Annotated in this window: 15 protein-coding genes and 1 other RNA gene; 7 read left to right on the top strand and 9 right to left on the bottom strand. The window is 44.7% G+C overall.

From position 1 onward, the window contains the following. Positions 1–2 precede the first annotated feature (2 nt). Complete coding sequence (gene sspB, locus ACIH2S_RS16150) at positions 3–494, top strand: ClpXP protease specificity-enhancing factor (protein ID WP_036956408.1); 492 nt, start codon at positions 3–5, stop codon at positions 492–494. A 65-nt stretch (positions 495–559) separates the two neighbouring features. On the opposite strand, the gene ACIH2S_RS16145 is transcribed toward sspB, so the two are convergent. Then, positions 560–1,936 carry an FAD-dependent oxidoreductase gene (locus tag ACIH2S_RS16145; protein ID WP_430247723.1) on the bottom strand — a complete coding sequence of 459 codons (1,377 nt, stop codon included), beginning with the start codon at positions 1,934–1,936 and terminating at the stop codon, positions 560–562. A gap of 225 nt (positions 1,937–2,161) precedes the next feature. On the opposite strand from ACIH2S_RS16145, the gene arcB reads away from it, so the two are divergent. The 3 genes from arcB to mtgA all read left to right on the top strand — a co-directional run bounded on the left by arcB (position 2,162) and on the right by mtgA (position 6,119). Beyond that, a complete protein-coding gene (arcB, locus tag ACIH2S_RS16140; RefSeq protein WP_036956128.1) occupies positions 2,162–4,507 on the top strand; it encodes an aerobic respiration two-component sensor histidine kinase ArcB in 2,346 nt (781 codons plus the stop codon). A 230-nt stretch (positions 4,508–4,737) separates the two neighbouring features. Further along, positions 4,738–5,388: an isoprenoid biosynthesis glyoxalase ElbB gene (gene elbB / locus ACIH2S_RS16135; protein ID WP_036956130.1), complete on the top strand. Its 651-nt coding sequence runs from the start codon at positions 4,738–4,740 to the stop codon at positions 5,386–5,388. Positions 5,389–5,396: 8 nt separating this feature from the next. Beyond that, complete coding sequence (mtgA, locus tag ACIH2S_RS16130) at positions 5,397–6,119, top strand: monofunctional biosynthetic peptidoglycan transglycosylase (protein ID WP_430247722.1); 723 nt, start codon at positions 5,397–5,399, stop codon at positions 6,117–6,119. 63 nt (positions 6,120–6,182) lie between these two features. On the opposite strand, the gene dolP is transcribed toward mtgA, so the two are convergent. The 4 genes from dolP to ACIH2S_RS16110 are packed head-to-tail and all read right to left on the bottom strand — an operon-like array spanning position 6,183 to position 9,473. Further along, the gene (dolP, locus tag ACIH2S_RS16125; protein WP_036956134.1) at positions 6,183–6,758 is read right to left on the bottom strand and encodes a division/outer membrane stress-associated lipid-binding lipoprotein; all 576 of its coding nucleotides are present in this window, start codon (positions 6,756–6,758) and stop codon (positions 6,183–6,185) included. Positions 6,759–6,767: 9 nt separating this feature from the next. Next, positions 6,768–7,358 carry a DnaA initiator-associating protein DiaA gene (diaA, locus tag ACIH2S_RS16120; RefSeq protein WP_006659121.1) on the bottom strand — a complete coding sequence of 197 codons (591 nt, stop codon included), beginning with the start codon at positions 7,356–7,358 and terminating at the stop codon, positions 6,768–6,770. Continuing rightward, the gene (locus ACIH2S_RS16115; protein WP_036956136.1) at positions 7,359–7,745 is read right to left on the bottom strand and encodes a YraN family protein; all 387 of its coding nucleotides are present in this window, start codon (positions 7,743–7,745) and stop codon (positions 7,359–7,361) included. A 48-nt stretch (positions 7,746–7,793) separates the two neighbouring features. After that, complete coding sequence (locus ACIH2S_RS16110; RefSeq protein ID WP_430247720.1) at positions 7,794–9,473, bottom strand: penicillin-binding protein activator; 1,680 nt, start codon at positions 9,471–9,473, stop codon at positions 7,794–7,796. Positions 9,474–9,534: 61 nt separating this feature from the next. Between ACIH2S_RS16110 and rsmI the strand changes: the two genes are divergently transcribed. From rsmI to ACIH2S_RS16095, 3 genes are all read left to right on the top strand, one after another. After that, entirely contained in the window at positions 9,535–10,407 is an 873-nt protein-coding gene (gene rsmI, locus ACIH2S_RS16105; RefSeq protein WP_036956141.1) for a 16S rRNA (cytidine(1402)-2'-O)-methyltransferase, read from the top strand. A gap of 103 nt (positions 10,408–10,510) precedes the next feature. After that, positions 10,511–10,884, top strand: an RNA gene (gene rnpB / locus ACIH2S_RS16100) — RNase P RNA component class A. A gap of 314 nt (positions 10,885–11,198) precedes the next feature. After that, entirely contained in the window at positions 11,199–12,269 is a 1,071-nt protein-coding gene (locus tag ACIH2S_RS16095) for a 4Fe-4S binding protein (RefSeq protein ID WP_108478439.1), read from the top strand. Between the two features lie 154 nt (positions 12,270–12,423). On the opposite strand, the gene dagF is transcribed toward ACIH2S_RS16095, so the two are convergent. From dagF to ACIH2S_RS16075, 4 genes are all read right to left on the bottom strand, one after another. After that, the gene (dagF, locus tag ACIH2S_RS16090) at positions 12,424–13,164 is read right to left on the bottom strand and encodes a 2-dehydro-3-deoxy-phosphogluconate aldolase (RefSeq protein WP_430247719.1); all 741 of its coding nucleotides are present in this window, start codon (positions 13,162–13,164) and stop codon (positions 12,424–12,426) included. 1 nt (position 13,165) lies between these two features. Next, positions 13,166–14,278: a DgaE family pyridoxal phosphate-dependent ammonia lyase gene (locus ACIH2S_RS16085; protein WP_108478441.1), complete on the bottom strand. Its 1,113-nt coding sequence runs from the start codon at positions 14,276–14,278 to the stop codon at positions 13,166–13,168. Continuing rightward, positions 14,262–15,401: an amidohydrolase/deacetylase family metallohydrolase gene (locus ACIH2S_RS16080; protein WP_036956151.1), complete on the bottom strand. Its 1,140-nt coding sequence runs from the start codon at positions 15,399–15,401 to the stop codon at positions 14,262–14,264. Before ACIH2S_RS16080 ends, ACIH2S_RS16085 begins: the two co-directional genes overlap by 17 nt. 91 nt (positions 15,402–15,492) lie before the next feature. Further along, positions 15,493–16,143: a DUF4310 family protein gene (locus tag ACIH2S_RS16075; protein ID WP_036956154.1), complete on the bottom strand. Its 651-nt coding sequence runs from the start codon at positions 16,141–16,143 to the stop codon at positions 15,493–15,495. Between the last annotated feature and the right edge of the window lie 2 nt (positions 16,144–16,145).

Raw genomic sequence — 16,145 nt, 5'->3', positions numbered from 1 at the left:
TGATGGAAATGGCACCAATGACACCACGTCGCCCTTATCTGCTGCGCGCCCACTATGAGTGGTTGCTGGATAACGATATGACTCCGCATTTGGTGGTTGATGTCACTCTTCCCATGGTGAATGTTCCAATGGAATTTGCGCGTGATGGGCAAATTGTTTTAAATGTTGCCCCGCGTGCAGTGGGTAACTTTGAAATTACCAACGAAGAAGTGCGGTTTAATGCGCGATTCGGCGGTGTACCTCGTCAGGTATATGTTCCAATGGCGGCTATCATGGCGGTATATGCGCGTGAAAATGGCGCTGGAATGATGTTTGAACCTGAAGCGGCTTATGATGAGCACTTTGATGGAGAAGACAACAGCACTGATGAAGCACTGTCTGACAACATCGTATTGGTTCATGATGAAGCCACTCAAACAGAAGAACCTTCATCCCCAGACGATGAGCCACCAAGGCCACCGAAAGGTCGTCCAGCGTTACGGGTTGTGAAATAAGCACAAATCGTGGCAGCTAAGACTGATATAGTAAATGCTAAAAAGAGGAAGAAATTCCTCTTTTTTTATACTCGAAGAAAACTCATGATCCCTTCTGCGGCTCCACGCCCTTCGGCAATCGCTGTTACCACCAAATCAGAACCGTGTACTACATCTCCCCCTGCAAAAATTTTAGAGTGCGAAGTCTGGTAAGCATAATGATGATGACGAGGTGCCACTATTCTACCGCTCATATCGCGCTGTATGGCATGTGTGCTAATCCACGGCATATCGTCAGATTCAAAACCAAACGCAATAATGACCACATCGGCAGAATGTGTAATTTCTTCCGATTCTGTGGAATTCGATAATGTGCTAGCGAAATGGATACCGACAACTTGTCCCTCGACATCGGTGTTAATCCCAATGGGTTGTAAGTGAAAATGGAACTGTACGCCTTCTTCTTGAGCGTGTAAGACTTCTCGCGGTGTTGCAGGCATTTCCGAAGTGCCTCGGCGGTAGATACAACTGACTTTGCTTGCGCCTTGGCGGATAGCGCTGCGGACACAATCCATCGCGGTATCTCCTGCGCCCAACACGATTACATTCTTATTTGCTAGTGATACGTAAGGGTATTGGGGATCGTCGGCGTAACCTAATAAGTGACGTGCATTACCCACTAAATAAGGAAGCGCTTGATAAACGCCTATGGCATCTTCGTTGAGGAGATTGCCTGAAACTGGATGATGGGTGCCGGTTCCAATAAAAACGGCATCAAACTCATTGAGTAACGTTTCTAACGGGATATGCAGCCCAATCTCAGTATTAAGTTCAAAGATAATCCCCATTTCTTCAAAAATCCGTCGTCGGTGCTGCATTATCTGCTTTTCTAACTTAAATGCGGGTATACCAAAAGTGAGTAACCCACCGATTTCAGGATGTTTATCAAATACTATTGCTTGAACGCCGTGACGAGCCAACACATCGGCACAGGAAAGACCCGCAGGGCCCGCGCCGATAATCGCGACTCGTTTACCTGTATCCCTAACATGAGAGAGGTCAGGCCGCCAACCTTGCTCAAATGCACTATCGGTAATATAGCGCTCCAAATGCCCAATCGTGACGGAACCAAAGGTTTCATTCAGGACACAAGCGGCTTCACATAATCGTTCCTGTGGGCAAATTCGACCGCAAATTTCAGGCAAGCTGTTGGTGTGATGACAAAGTTCTGCCGCTTCAAGAATTCGACCTTCTCCAGCCAGCTTTAACCAATTCGGGATAGGATTGTGGAGCGGGCATTTCCACTCACAATAGGGGCTGCCGCAAGACAAGCAACGCAGGGCTTGATGCTGAGCTTCAATGCCACTCATTGGCTGGTAAATTTCCACAAACTCAATTTTGCGGATCGTCAGCGCTTTTTTACGAGGTTCAAGACGGGGCGAACCCATATTTGAAGAGGACATAGGCACCTTTCCAGCCAAATTCTTTTACGGGAATGATATAAATTAAAGTTTACTTTGATAGCATTGATATAAATAGTGATTATTGTAATAAAGTTACTAATACACGGGTGAATATCCCATTGTGACCGACGATTTAATGAGCAGGATCGATATTTCGTATGAAACCCCATCCGAAACAGCCCTGTTTGATATATGATTCAGTGAGAATTTAACTAAGGGGTGGTTATGAAAGTACTTCGCGGTCTTGCACAATACTATGTTGACCTGATGATGAAGCTAGGCTTAGTGCGTTTCTCTTTGCTTCTCGCGTCAGCGTTAGTTGTGCTCGCCATGATAATGCAAATGGCGGTAGCGATTTTTCTTCGGGGGCAAGTCGATAGCCTCGATATGGTTGGCTCCATTTTCTTTGGCTTAATTATTACGCCATTAGCAGTTTATTTTCTTTCGGTGGTGGTAGAACAATTAGAAGAGTCTCGCCAGCGTTTAACGCGCATGGTTGATAAGCTCGAAGTGATGCGAAAGCGTGATGCGGAACTGAATACTCAGCTGCAAGGCAATATTGAGCAACTTAACTTAGAAATTTTAGAGCGTGAAAAAGCCGAAAGCGCCCATCTTGAGTTGTTAGAGCAACTCAAACAAGAAATGAAATACCGTGAACAGACTCAAATTGAGTTTGAACAGCAATCTGTTTTACTGCGTTCGTTCCTCGATGCTTCCCCTGATCTTGTCTATTATCGCAATGAAAACAATGAATTTTCTGGCTGTAACCGTGCGATGGAGCTGCTCACCGGTAAGAGTGAAAAACAGCTAGTCGGTTTAACACCATTGGACATTTATGATGAAGAAATTGCTGCCAAAGTGATGGAAACGGATGAAAAAGTTTTCAGACACAATGTGGCATTAACCTATGAACAGTGGTTAGTTTACCCTGATGGGCGAAAAGCCTGTTTTGAGCTGCGAAAAGTGCCATTTTATGACCGCGTAGGGAAACGTCACGGGCTAATGGGGTTTGGACGTGATATTACCGAGCGTAAGCGTTATCAGGAGGCGTTAGAGAACGCTAGTAGAGAGAAGACCACCTTTATCTCTACTATCAGCCATGAGCTTCGTACGCCGCTTAATGGCATTGTGGGGCTTAGCCGCATTTTACTGGATACTAAGCTTACCAAAGAACAATCAAGCTATTTAAAAACCATTCACGTCAGTGCCGTCACTTTAGGCAATATTTTTAATGATGTGATTGAAATGGACAAAATTGAGCGTCGCAAAGTCCAATTGGATAACCAACCTGTGACATTGCCTGAATTTGTGAACGATTTAGAAAACTTAAGCGGGCTACTGGTTCAGCCGAAAGGCTTGAAGTTTGTTATGGATGTCGCACACGGCTTACCTAAAACCATTCTGACGGATGGCACGCGTTTACGCCAAATTCTGTGGAACTTAATCGGTAATGCGGTGAAATTTACTCAGAAAGGTGAAGTTAAATTAAGCATTTGGCGTGAAGCGGATGACAAGCTGTTTTTCCAAGTCAAAGATAGTGGCATCGGTATTCCGAAAGATGAATTAGATAAAATCTTTGCTATGTATTATCAGGTCCGTGACTCCGCAGGTGGACGTCCTGCAACGGGAACGGGGATTGGGCTTTCTGTATCCCGTAGGTTAGCACAAAGTATGGGGGGCGATATTCGTGTGGAAAGCGATATTGGACATGGTTCAACATTTACTTTGTCGATTATAGCCCCTGAAGTTGAGGCTGAAATCGAAGAGCAGCAACAGCACGACGATGATTACCCATTACCAGCGCTCCATATCTTACTAGTGGAAGATATTGAACTAAACGTGGTTGTGGCGTGTTCTGTGCTGGAGAACCTTGGCAACACAGTTGATGTTGCAATGACAGGTAAAGACGCGCTAGAGATGTTTGCACCTGGGGAATATGACTTAGTTCTACTGGATATTCAACTTCCTGACATGACGGGGTTAGATATCTCTAAACAGCTTAAACAACAGTATGATAAGGATGATTTACCACCATTAATCGCCCTTACCGCGAATGTCCTCAAAGATAAGAAAGAGTACTTCGATGCGGGAATGGACGGTGTTCTGAGCAAACCATTATCGGTTCCTGCGCTCACTCAAGTGATTGAGCAATTCTGGGGCGAGAATGCATCTTCAAATGACAAGCATGAGGAGCAAGTGGATATGGCAGAAGTTGATGAGTCAATTTTAGATTGTGAAATGTTAGAGCAATACATTGAATTAGTTGGGCCAAAACTGATTTATGACGGCTTAGAGGTGTTTGAAAAAATGCTACCGGGCTATTTAGCGATTCTCGATTCCAATATGGTGGCTAAAGATCAGAAGGGAATTGTTGAGGAAGCTCACAAAATTAAAGGTGCCGCGGGTTCAGTTGGTCTGAAAAATTTACAGAAACTCGCTCAGCAAATCCAATCCCCTGAATTACCAGCATGGTGGGACAATGTGCAAGAGTGGGTTGATGAGTTAAAACAGGATTGGAAATCAGATATAGAAACATTAAGAAACTGGGTGGATGGTCGTACAAAAAAATAACCCCAACCTAAGTTGGGGTGCGCGAATACTGCGCCAACACCAGGGAAATCATTGATTCGCTTATAATTTTTATCTTAGGCGAATCATTAAAATGCATTTGTCACGACTCAGACGTTATCAAGATACCAAAATTTATCGAACCTGTTACAAGATTCATTAAAATCTGTGATGAAGATTGATGTTTGTCTGCTTTCGCTCTGGGGAGTAATTTACTACAAAAGGACGAAGATATGAAATCAATTGCGGTAATTTTAAGTGGCTGTGGTGTTTTTGATGGAAGCGAGATCCATGAATCAGTATTAACTATGCTTGCTTTAAGTAAAAATAATGCAGAAGTTCACTTTTATGCGCCAGATGATTATCAAGCTACTGTAATTAATCATGTTAATGGCGGATTAAAAACAGAAAAACGTAACCAAATGGAAGAGTCTGCACGTATTTCTCGTGGAAAAATAGCGCCTTTGTCATCAGCAGACGCCTCTAAGCTAGATGCCCTTATAATTCCTGGTGGTTTTGGTGTGGCAAAAAATTTATGTGATTTTGCGGTGAAGGGAAGCGAATGTGAAATTAATAAACAACTATTAAGTTTAGTACAGGCAATGCACCAACAGAAAAAGCCGCTAGGGCTGATGTGTATTGCTCCTGTCATGCTACCGAAGATGTTAAATACATCAGTGAAATTGACGATTGGTAATGATACTGAAACGATTGCCCAAATTGAAAAGATGGGTGGACAGCATGTTGTTTGCACGGTTGATAACATTGTGGTTGATGAATATAACAAAGTTGTTACAACCCCTGCTTATATGCTGGCTCAATCCATTGCTGAGGCAAATATAGGTATCAATAAGCTGGTTGAGAAAGTATTAGAAATGGCGTAATTAACTCAATGCAAAAGTTTGTTTCTCGCTTGTGGTATTGGTTAAAGAAGATCACACTTTCATTACTTGCCCTCTGGCTAGTGTCTGTTGTGATCTTCAAATTTATACCTGTTCCCTTTTCTGCAGTGATGGTCGAAAGACAGCTTTCTGCATGGGTAAACTTTAATTTTTCTTATATTTCTCATTCGACTTGGGTGAGTGAAAAACAGATTTCTCCCTATCTTTATCTCGCTGTCATTGCTTCTGAAGATCAAAATTTTCCTCATCATTGGGGATTTGATCTTGATGCAATTGAGCGAGCATATAAACATAATTCGAGTAATAAACAGACAGTTAGAGGGGCTTCAACAATCTCTCAGCAAACAGTGAAAAACTTATGGTTATGGGATGGACGAAGCTGGATAAGAAAAGGGCTTGAAACAGCAATGACGCCAGTTATGGAGTTGATGTGGTCAAAAACTCGGATCATTACTGTTTATCTTAATATTGCGGAGTTTGGAGAAGGGGTTTTTGGTGTTGAAGAGGCCGCAAATAAATTCTTCAATAAGCCTGCTAGTAAGCTTTCCCGGAAGGAAGCTGCACTTTTAGCCGCTGTTTTACCTAATCCTCATCGATTTCATGTGAAAAATCCATCTTCATATGTTTTAAAAAGGCAAGCGTGGATACTTAATCAGATGAGCTTATTAGGAGATAGGAATTATCTGAAAAATAACGATATAGGTGAGGAATAAAAAAAAAGCCATGAATTTGACTTCATGGCTTGATGCTTTGTAACAATAGGTTACTAATTATAATCAATTGAGATAAGTAAATGCCGTCGTTACACGACGAACGCCATCCGTTTCACTCGCAATTTTTGCTGCTGCAGCACCTTCTTGCTGAGTGAGTACACCTAATAAGAAGACTTCACCATTCTCAGTGATGACTTTAACGCTGCCTGATTTCACTTCGTCACTGGCTAAAATCTTAGATTTTACTTTGGTGGTTAACCAAGTGTCTTTTGACGCGGTACCTAAATCAACGGGCTGACCTTGTCGAACCTCGTTATACACTTTTTCTGTACCATCAACGTTACTGGCGATTTGTTTGGCTTTATCTGCCCATGACATGTCGGGAGATTGTCCAGTTAACAAGACATTACCTTTATACGCCGTTGCAATAATACGGGCTTTGCTGGTGATATCTTTATCTTTGTTAAGTTGACCACTGACTCGGGCTTCTAATGTGCCATCATCAACTTGCTGACCAACAGAACGAGGGTCTGTAGCGCTTTTGGTAGCTACTGCGGCAGTACCCACAACGGCAGCACCAATACAACCTTGTAAAAGAACCGCGCTAAACACTATGGCAAAAATCGGAAGTAATCGCATTTTGTCTCCTTAGTCGTTCTGGTGAGGAAAGAGCGTGTTATCGATAAGGTCACACAAACAATTCACTGTGAGTAAGTGTACCTCTTGAATTCTGACACTATGCTGGGATGGAATACGAATTTCAACATCTTGTGGTCCTAAAAGACCTGCTAACTCGCCGCCATCATAGCCAGTGAGTGCGACAATGGTCATATCGCGCGTTACCGCGGCTTCTACGGCTTTAATAATGTCGGCACTGTTACCATGGGTTGAGATAGCCATTAATACATCGCCGTGCTGGCCTAGCGCTCGAACTTGTTTTGCATAGATTTCAGTTGGCTGCTTGCTTCCTGAAATCGCGGTGAGCACGGTATTATCCGTATTTAGCGCAAGAGCAGGTAAACTTGGGCGCTCAGTTTCAAAACGGTGGATCATGCTTGCTGCAAAACGCTGTGCTGTTGCTGCGGATGCGCCATTGCCACAACACAAAATTTTATTACCATTAAGCAGTGACTGTACCATCATCATTGCAGCACGAGAAATTGCATCGGGCAGGGCTTCAGCTGCAGCAATTTGAGTTTGGATGCTTTCAGTAAAGCAAACTTTTATTCTATCTAGCACTTACTTATATTCCTGTTCACTAAGATTAAATGCGTTTTGAATCCACTGAAATTGCTTGCCGGTGATTGCACAGATATCAAAGCGGCAGGGTGTTGTTTCAAAACTTTCTTGTCGTTGAGCAAGCCAATATTGTGCGGTGGACAATATTTTTCTGCGTTTGTGCCAGTTTACTGATAAAAGTGCGTCTCCGTAATCACTATTCTTGCGAAAACGAACCTCTACGAATACCCAGCCTGATGTATCTCGCATGATCAAATCGATTTCTCCCGCACGATTTCGAACATTGCGCGCAACAAAAGCGAGCCCTTGCTGCTTTAAATAGGATAGCGCTTGGTTTTCGTAATATCGACCAGTCAACCATTTTAATGATTTTTTAACGGTTTTCATGACATCCTTGTCTGAAAAATAGGCAGCAATAAAGCGACCTCGTTTAATTTATTGCGCAGACGCTACTTGCCCTTGCTTAAATTGCAGCCATGGCAATTCACGATAAATGACACAGTTATCATGCACGCTTAATGTACCGGATGCACCGTTAACACGGAACTGATCACTGTGCTGCTGCAAGTTATCGTAGTTATTCGCCAGCGACCATGCATCAATACCCATCGCATACAGGCGGAACAGCGAATAATCATTATTCACTTTGCCTTGAGCTTGTTTACGTAGGTTGTTGTTTGCACCAGCAAGTAATGGAACTTCACTGAATTTCACGCCTTCCATTTCGAAACGATAATCCGCATTTGAGTTCCCTTGGTTACTGCGCGAACTCGCATATAAAGCAGGGCGCTGACGGGAACTGATTGCCATATCGATCATCGGTTTGACGAGGGTTAATTCATCGCGTGTTGCCACGATATAAACCGCATCAACACCGCCACTGGTTGGAGCCATTCCTTGGGTATCGATACTGATTGGGGTACCCGTCATACGGATCCCTTGACCACGGTTGATCGACTCTTTTAAGGATGCAGTAGAACCAAATGTTTGCATCAGTGCAGTGCCACCGCCTTTTGCTTGCCACTCTTCGGCAAATGCTTTTGCGATGCGATCACCAAATGGGGATGCAGGCACTAACACTAACGGCATCTGTTTACCGTCTAATTTCATTTGGTTAGCGGCATTTTTCGCTTCATCTTCAGGGGATAAAGAGAAATAACATAAATTTGCACGTGGCTGTAATTGGTTAGCGTCTAATTCATTCAGTGCCAATACATTGACGGGCGCATTCATTTGAGCAATAGCTTGCACCTCTGATTTCAGTAGAGGTCCAACAATTAAGTTATACCCTTCAGAAGTGGCCTGAGCGACTAACTGAGGGATCGCTTTGCCTTGTGTATCAAAGACTTTAACGCTTTGGGTATTGGTTGGTGCTGCATCAATGCGCACCCTGGATGAAGCCACTTCGGAATTGGTATTTTCATTAACCGTTGCAGCCACTTCTTGGTAAATCTGGTCTAGTACATCATTACCGGAGCTTTGTGGCGCAGTCGGTGCTGCGGCAGCTTGAGATGCAGGGCCTGAAGGTAAACCTTTTTGTGCATCAAGGAAGCCTTGCATGATGGCTTGACCAAAGACTTGCCCCTGCCCGCTCATCGGTAAAAATAGCGCAATACGTGGGTTAGCACCGACTTTGGTGATGGTTCCTTGAACTAATGCGCTTGGCAGATTTTTGGCGCCTGGATTATGTGGGTAACGAGTTTTCCAGTCTTCGATGCCAGTACGGAGTGCCTCTGGGTCATCTTTATTATTTTGGTAGATATCCAGAAGGTCGACCCAGCCCAGTAGAATATTTTCGTCAGCTTCGATTCCTTGAATCTGTTCTGGCTTCATCTGTGTTAACATCTGCCACAGAGAATCAATATTCGCCTGATGTTGTACAGGATCGGTTAGCAGAGGTTCTTGGCTGATAAAAGCACGTAGGACATCCATCGACGGTTTGCCTTGAGCGGCATCGATAACGGACTGGTAATGGCTGGCATCAGAAACGCTAGGCTGCTGAGTTGTTGTCGAGGTTGTCGAGGATTCGATTTGGCACCCTGTTAATGCCAACGTGGACAACATCGCAGTGCAGATTAATCTTTTTTTCAAATGCAAAAAAATTGAAGGACGCATACTGTATCCAATGGTGTATTTTTCAATTGCTTAATTTTAAACCGGCTATTCGGATGAAACAATGAATCAACCTAATCAAGCAGTGGTTATGGCATCTACGCTGTACATCGTGCCAACCCCAATTGGTAACATGGGAGATATCACGCAACGCGCGTTAGATGTGCTTAAACATGTTGACCTAATTGCTGCGGAAGACACAAGGCACTCAGGCATTCTCTTACAGAATTTTGCCATCAATGCGCGCATGTTTGCGCTACATGATCATAACGAGCAGCAAAAAGCAGATCAATTAATTAGCAAGCTTCAACAAGGGGATAGTATCGCATTAGTCTCGGATGCAGGTACACCTTTAATTAATGATCCTGGCTATCACTTAGTCAATCGCTGCCGTGAGGCTGGCATTCGCGTTGTCCCATTACCGGGCGCTTGTGCAGCCATCACTGCCTTGTCAGCGGCGGGTTTACCTTCAGACCGTTTCTGTTATGAAGGGTTCTTACCCGCGAAAACCAAGGGACGCAAAGATGTTTTGCAATCCTTAGAGCAAGAGACTCGAACACTGATTTTCTATGAATCTACTCATCGCTTGTTAGACAGTTTAGCAGACATGGTAGAAGTGTGGGGACCTGAGCGTCGTGTGGTTTTAGCCCGTGAATTGACCAAAACCTGGGAATCGATTGAAGGGCGCCCAGTTGGTGAATTACTCGAATGGGTAAAAGAAGACGAAAATCGTCATCGCGGTGAAATGGTACTCATTGTGGAAGGGTATAAGCCACAAACGGATGAATCGGCGATTACGCCAGATGTTATTCGTACGTTGGGCTTACTGCAAAAAGAATTACCACCGAAAAAAGCGGCTGCGATCACCGCAGAAATTTATGGTCTGAAGAAAAATCAGTTATACAAATTGATGCTAGACCAACAAGACGGCGAGTGATTTTTGTTCAAGTGCCGTTTTTTTTGTCTAAGTATACGTTTTGACGCAATTTGCCTGTCATTGAGTCTGTACAAGCTAGTGCAAAGTGCCTATAATTCGCCGCGGAGTTGGTCAGACAACCGCTGCTTTATCGTAGTCCCTTCGGGAGACGGGTAGAGGGGAGGAAAGTCCGGGCTCCATAGGGCAGGGTGCCAGATAACGTCTGGGAGGCGCGAGCCTACGACAAGTGCAACAGAGAGCAAACCGCCGATGGCCTGTTTACAGGATCAGGTAAGGGTGAAAGGGTGCGGTAAGAGCGCACCGCGCGACTGGCAACAGTTCGTGGCATGGTAAACTCCACCCGGAGCAAGACCAAATAGGGGTTCATATGGTGCGGCCCGCATTGAACTCGGGTAGGTTGCTGGAGCCAGTGCGCAAGTGCTGGCCTAGATGAATGGTTGTCCACGACAGAACCCGGCTTACCGACCAACTCCAATTTTTTCGTCATACTTCAAGTTGTGACTGCGTTGGCTTCATTCGTCAACCCTAGTCACATACTTGTGTATGCTCCTAGGGATTTCCTTATTTTGCCGCCTTGGCACACCTCGAATTATTTAGAAAAAATCTCAGCTTGAATGATATAAAGAAAACGACAAGTCAAATTATTTAGAAAAATCTCTATTTACTTATCTTCCTATCAACACGCCATATCCACCGTCAACATCACAAGGCAGTGATGCAAATCAATATGTGTGCTGGGGACTTAAATACAATAATGGTATTTAAAATGCATGTTAAAGAGATAGGCGGACATGGCAAAGAAACCCTCAGTACGATACCCTCGCCGTCCTGGTACCATTGGCGGAAAACTCCCTTGGAATGATTGGCGCAACGCCTCGACATGGCGGAAAGTCGTGCAAATCACGCTTTTGGCGATCAACATTTATATTGGCATTACCTTCTATTACTGGGTGCGCTATTACGAAACGGGCGGTGCGACGTTGTATCTTCCGCGTCCGGGAGGCATCGAAGGCTGGCTGCCTATTGCGGGGTTAATGAACTTAAAATACACCATTGAAACAGGGGGATTACCTCCCATACATGCCGCAGCAATGTTTCTCTTGGCTTCCTTTATTATCATCAGTTTATTACTGAAAAAATCCTTTTGCTCATGGCTGTGCCCGATAGGCACAATATCGGAATATATCGGGAAAATAGGTCAGAAACTGTTTCGTTTTCAAATCAAAGTACCTAAATGGCTCGATATTCCCTTAAGAGGATTAAAATACCTACTATTGGCCTTCTTCCTCTATATCTCGCTCTCCATGCCTGCGCAAATGATCCAATACTTTATGATGTCGCCTTATGGGATCATCATCGATGTCAAAATGCTGGATTTCTTTCGCTATATTAGTAGCGCCTCACTCATCACGGTTTCTGTACTTGTCGTCGCTAGCCTGTTTATTCGCAACGCGTGGTGTCGTTATCTTTGCCCTTATGGTGCATTACTAGGGATATTTTCGCTATTCTCGCCGGTTAAAATTCGCCGCAATGTAGAAAGCTGCATTGATTGTGGAAAATGTGCCAAAAATTGCCCATCACGCATTCCTGTTGATCAATTAATCAACGTCAGAACGGTTGAATGTACGGGATGCATGACGTGCGTTGAATCTTGCCCAGTGGCGTCAACATTGGCTTTCTCATTACAAGCGCCGACTAAAAAACGCCAATTCCCCTTATCGGGAATGACGATGGCCATTTTGACCCTAGGTATTTTATTCGCCACTATCGCGGTTGCGGCTTACCTAGGCGTTTGGGATAGCCCAGTTCCTGATAACTATTGGTTTCACATCATACCGAATGCCAAAGGAATAGGTCATTGATTCAAAATGAAGAATGAAAAATGCCCCACGGCACGAAAAGTGAGTGGGGCATTGGCTGCTTTGTCATGGTTATGACGGTAAGTACTTTTACATCTCGCTAATATTTATTTTCTTATGTGCAGCTTATTGCTACATCAATTTACTGCTATCAATATCAATTTACCGCTTTTTTAACCATGTTTAGCAATTGGCGGACATCCTCTGGACGGGTATCTCCAGTGGCTTTATCAATAATAGAACTGTAAATATGTGGGATGATTTTCTTCACACCAGCGTCGAGGGCGATTTGCAAAATCTCGGCGAAATTCTCTAAATCAATACCGCCTGTTGGCTCTAAAGAAAAATCAAACTTCGCGCAAGCTTCTGCAATAGCTTTATATTCTTCAATGTACTTCAAGCCCTGCATATTAAAGAACTTCACAGAATCTGCGCCCATATCTTTGAGCATCATAATGGCGGTTTCAATCGGCACGATACCATCGGGTGCTTGAGCGCTTAATGGGCCTGTTGAGATTTTCACCATTCCCACCGTACCCGTTGGGAAAATCAACGCATTCACAAACGTTTCATTCTGACCCAGTAGTGCGCGGCTAATCGGTGCGCCCGTAAATACTTGATTCACATGCTGTGGTTGAACTTCTTTCGAAATCAGAGACACCATGGCGGACTGCTTAGGGTCGCCGGCACCTAAACCGACAGACAGCGCATTATCCACTTCCTTGGCGTACACCTTCATATCCGCAATGGCACTTTCAAGGTCAGGATAATTTTTAGATAACACCCCAACCACCACAAAACTCTCCGCCGCGGCATAAATATCTTTTGCGTTTTGATGGCTCCCTGCTAGAACGTTCAGGCACACACGATCATGGTAAAAATTTGGTGACAACTTCATGTTAAATTCCTTCTACTAACGTACGAATTTGCTGCGAAATGACGTCAAGTTGCTTGGTGCTGACGCTGCGAATATCGGCTTCAACCTTTCCTTCATTGGCTTTGTACTCACGAAAATAAATCGCAGTATTGCCTTGCTTCAGCTCATCCATGATTTGGTAGGTGGTTTTGCCAATCGCTTTTTCATCGAAACTGATCTCGGCTCTGGCGATATCACGCCCAGCGGCATCCCAAACAATACGGGCTGAAATACCGGCTATCGTATTTAAATCTTTAAGGAATTTATCCATACGGCTGATCATTTCCGCCCCAGTTTCTTTGGTAGCGGTGAGGTACTGCTCGATAGCCAGTGTTAAGCCTAAAATGCCTTCTTTACCAACTTTCATCGCACGACCAATACCTTGAGATTGGCGTTTTACCCATTGAACATACTGTTTTTTACCGACAACTAAGCCACTGGTTGGTCCTTCAATTGCTTTGGCGCCACTGTAAATCACAATGTCGCCACCCGCTTGGTAATAGGCAGTTAAATCTTCTTCCGCGGCCGCATCCACGATCAAGGGAAGCTGATGGGCATGAGCGACTTTGGCGGCTTCCGCCACGGTTAACATACTCTTTTGTACAGTATGGTGGGATTTGATATATAAAATGGCAGCGGTTTGCGGGGTGATTTTTGCCGCTAACTGCGCAGCGCTACATTCATTCGCAAAACCCGCTTCAATCACTTTACCGCCACCTAACGTGACCATGGTGTCCACGGGGGCGCCAAAGTTCACGTTATGCCCTTTTGGCAAAATAATTTCGCGAGGAACGGATTTGCTGGAGGAGTGCAAATTAAGCAGCAAATCCTCATCATCTTGCACAATCACCGCCGCCACCGCTTGAGCAATACCCGCAGAGGCGCAGGAAACCACAACCGCAGCTTCAACATTGAGCAGTTGAGCGATGTACTCCCCAGTTTTGTTCACTAAGTCTTTAATTTCAAAATAATGGTTCAGCCCATACGCTACGCGCTCGACGACTTCAGGTGTTGGGGTCGAAACGCCTAAAATAGTCATACGACCGGAGGCATTAATAACGTGTTTTAACTGATATTTTTCATAGATTGATTGCATGTTCAGATTCGCCTTGTGCAGGAATAATGTGCTTTCCACCAACGATGGCAGCAACAGGAACAAAACGATGGGTACCGATGCGATGCTCGCCGTCGGCATCCGTCAGCTCGGTTGCCTCTTCTTTGAGGTCAAATAGGGTGATGTCTGCATCAAAGCCCGGTTTTAAATAACCTTTAGCAGGAAGAGACAGTAAATCCGCGGCTTTCTCAGTGACACAGCGTAAAATTTGTTCGGCGCTAAAGCCCATACACAGGAATTTCGTCATCACGAATGCAAGGCTATAGACGGGACCATTCACTCGGTTACGGTGATAGATATCTGAGCTGATAATGTCTGGATAGGTGCCAATTCGCATGGCTTGCTCTGCGACTTTGAAGCTAAAGCTTTCACCGCCGTGACCCACATCGAGGATCACGCCACGGGCGAGGGCGCGGGCAATAGATGGTTTTAGGTATCCATCATCCCCTAAAATTTTATTTGGTTTGCCATTAAAACAGTGGGTAATGATGTCCCCACGGGTGAGTAAGTCGGCGACTTCATCAATATTGGGCGGATTATTTCCAATGTGCACCATTAATGGAAGATGGTGTTTTTTCTGCATTTCTTTGGCTTTAACCAAAGGCGCAATACCATTCTCGCCCACCACACTTTTGCTCATGCGCGCTTTCATGCCCACCACAAAGCCGGGATGGCGCTCAAGTGCAGCTTGGAAACTCGCATCGTCGATATTATCCATGTTGGACAGCTCATTCTGAGCAATAATGCCAATGCGTGAAATATTCAGCAGAGAGAAGACATTGGTTTTGGACTGAGTGGTGAGCCGATAAAACCTGTCAATATCATCAGCACCTACACTGCCCGCATCAACCAGTGAAGTGACACCACCAGCAGCACCAGCGAGATCAGGCTCATCGAAGTAAATTGGCGATTCGGTAAAACAGTGGGCGTGAGAATCAATCCATCCAGCGCTGACATACAGCTTTCCTTCAAGATCAATGATTTTTTCAGCTTGCTGATTGTGGGAAAGCTCAGGTCCCGCAGCTTGAATTTTTCCGTCTTTGATTAGGATATCGATAATTGAGCCATCGATACGCTTTCCTTGTTTGATGATTAGAGAATACATGATTACCTTCTTTATAGTCATACTCGTCATACTTCAAACCGCAGCGTTGTTGGCTGCTCTTCGCCCCCAAAGTAGGGGGCTTAGATATTTATTAAGCGGCGAGTGGGAAGAAATACCCAAACAACATTGCACCTAAGATAGCGCCCCCAGCGACGGGTTTTTGCCATACATAGAAAATCAGTGAACCAATCAGTGCGCCGATACCAATCGGAATAGACGCGGCCATTGCGGCAAGGATAATCAATGGACCCAAGAAACGACCGGATGTGTTACCAGCCCCCATCATCACGTCCGCACCGAATGTGGAGTTAGCTTGCGCAATGGTAAACTTACGGGCGAACACGATAATTAAGCCGATAAGCACACCAAGGAATAAACCAGTGATCAGGGAAATCCAGAAGTTGGTGACTAAAATATCCCAACCAGCGGCTAAAAAGAGTGCGGGAACCCCTAAGCCAATACCGGTTTGTAGTGCACCACCGATATCCAAAATCCCCACGAGAGACCCTTCGATAATTCGCGCAAACAGGAAGCTTGCACCGAAGGCGGCGACAGCACCATAAACCCCCGTATCTAACCCAGCACGTAACATGGCGACGAAAGCCACTTCGTTAAATGCGCCAAACCCGTACACGACATACATATGGGTACCCGCGAAGATCCCCGCTGATAGCAGCCCAACAAAGATAGGGAAAGACCATTCTGCGTACCAAAAGTCTTGTTTATTGATTTCAGTTGTCATGA

The sequence above is a fragment of the Providencia lanzhouensis genome (assembly GCF_050469745.1).
GTDB classification, from domain to species: Bacteria; Pseudomonadota; Gammaproteobacteria; order Enterobacterales; family Enterobacteriaceae; genus Providencia; species Providencia lanzhouensis.
Note: the sequence above shows the minus strand (reverse complement) of the source record. Positions and strands in the feature narration are given on the sequence as shown.

Excerpts from the sequence above, each read along its gene's own strand:
- sspB (WP_036956408.1), top strand. The coding sequence starts at position 3 with ATGGAAATGGCACCAATGACACCACGTCGCCCTTATCTGCTGCGCGCC.
- ACIH2S_RS16145 (WP_430247723.1), bottom strand. The coding sequence starts at position 1,936 with ATGTCCTCTTCAAATATGGGTTCGCCCCGTCTTGAACCTCGTAAAAAA.
- arcB (WP_036956128.1), top strand. The coding sequence starts at position 2,162 with ATGAAAGTACTTCGCGGTCTTGCACAATACTATGTTGACCTGATGATG.
- elbB (WP_036956130.1), top strand. The coding sequence starts at position 4,738 with ATGAAATCAATTGCGGTAATTTTAAGTGGCTGTGGTGTTTTTGATGGA.
- mtgA (WP_430247722.1), top strand. The coding sequence starts at position 5,397 with ATGCAAAAGTTTGTTTCTCGCTTGTGGTATTGGTTAAAGAAGATCACA.
- dolP (WP_036956134.1), bottom strand. The coding sequence starts at position 6,758 with ATGCGATTACTTCCGATTTTTGCCATAGTGTTTAGCGCGGTTCTTTTA.
- ACIH2S_RS16115 (WP_036956136.1), bottom strand. The coding sequence starts at position 7,745 with ATGAAAACCGTTAAAAAATCATTAAAATGGTTGACTGGTCGATATTAC.
- ACIH2S_RS16110 (WP_430247720.1), bottom strand. The coding sequence starts at position 9,473 with ATGCGTCCTTCAATTTTTTTGCATTTGAAAAAAAGATTAATCTGCACT.
- rsmI (WP_036956141.1), top strand. The coding sequence starts at position 9,535 with ATGAATCAACCTAATCAAGCAGTGGTTATGGCATCTACGCTGTACATC.
- ACIH2S_RS16095 (WP_108478439.1), top strand. The coding sequence starts at position 11,199 with ATGGCAAAGAAACCCTCAGTACGATACCCTCGCCGTCCTGGTACCATT.
- dagF (WP_430247719.1), bottom strand. The coding sequence starts at position 13,164 with ATGAAGTTGTCACCAAATTTTTACCATGATCGTGTGTGCCTGAACGTT.
- ACIH2S_RS16085 (WP_108478441.1), bottom strand. The coding sequence starts at position 14,278 with ATGCAATCAATCTATGAAAAATATCAGTTAAAACACGTTATTAATGCC.
- ACIH2S_RS16080 (WP_036956151.1), bottom strand. The coding sequence starts at position 15,401 with ATGTATTCTCTAATCATCAAACAAGGAAAGCGTATCGATGGCTCAATT.
- ACIH2S_RS16075 (WP_036956154.1), bottom strand. The coding sequence starts at position 16,143 with ATGACAACTGAAATCAATAAACAAGACTTTTGGTACGCAGAATGGTCT.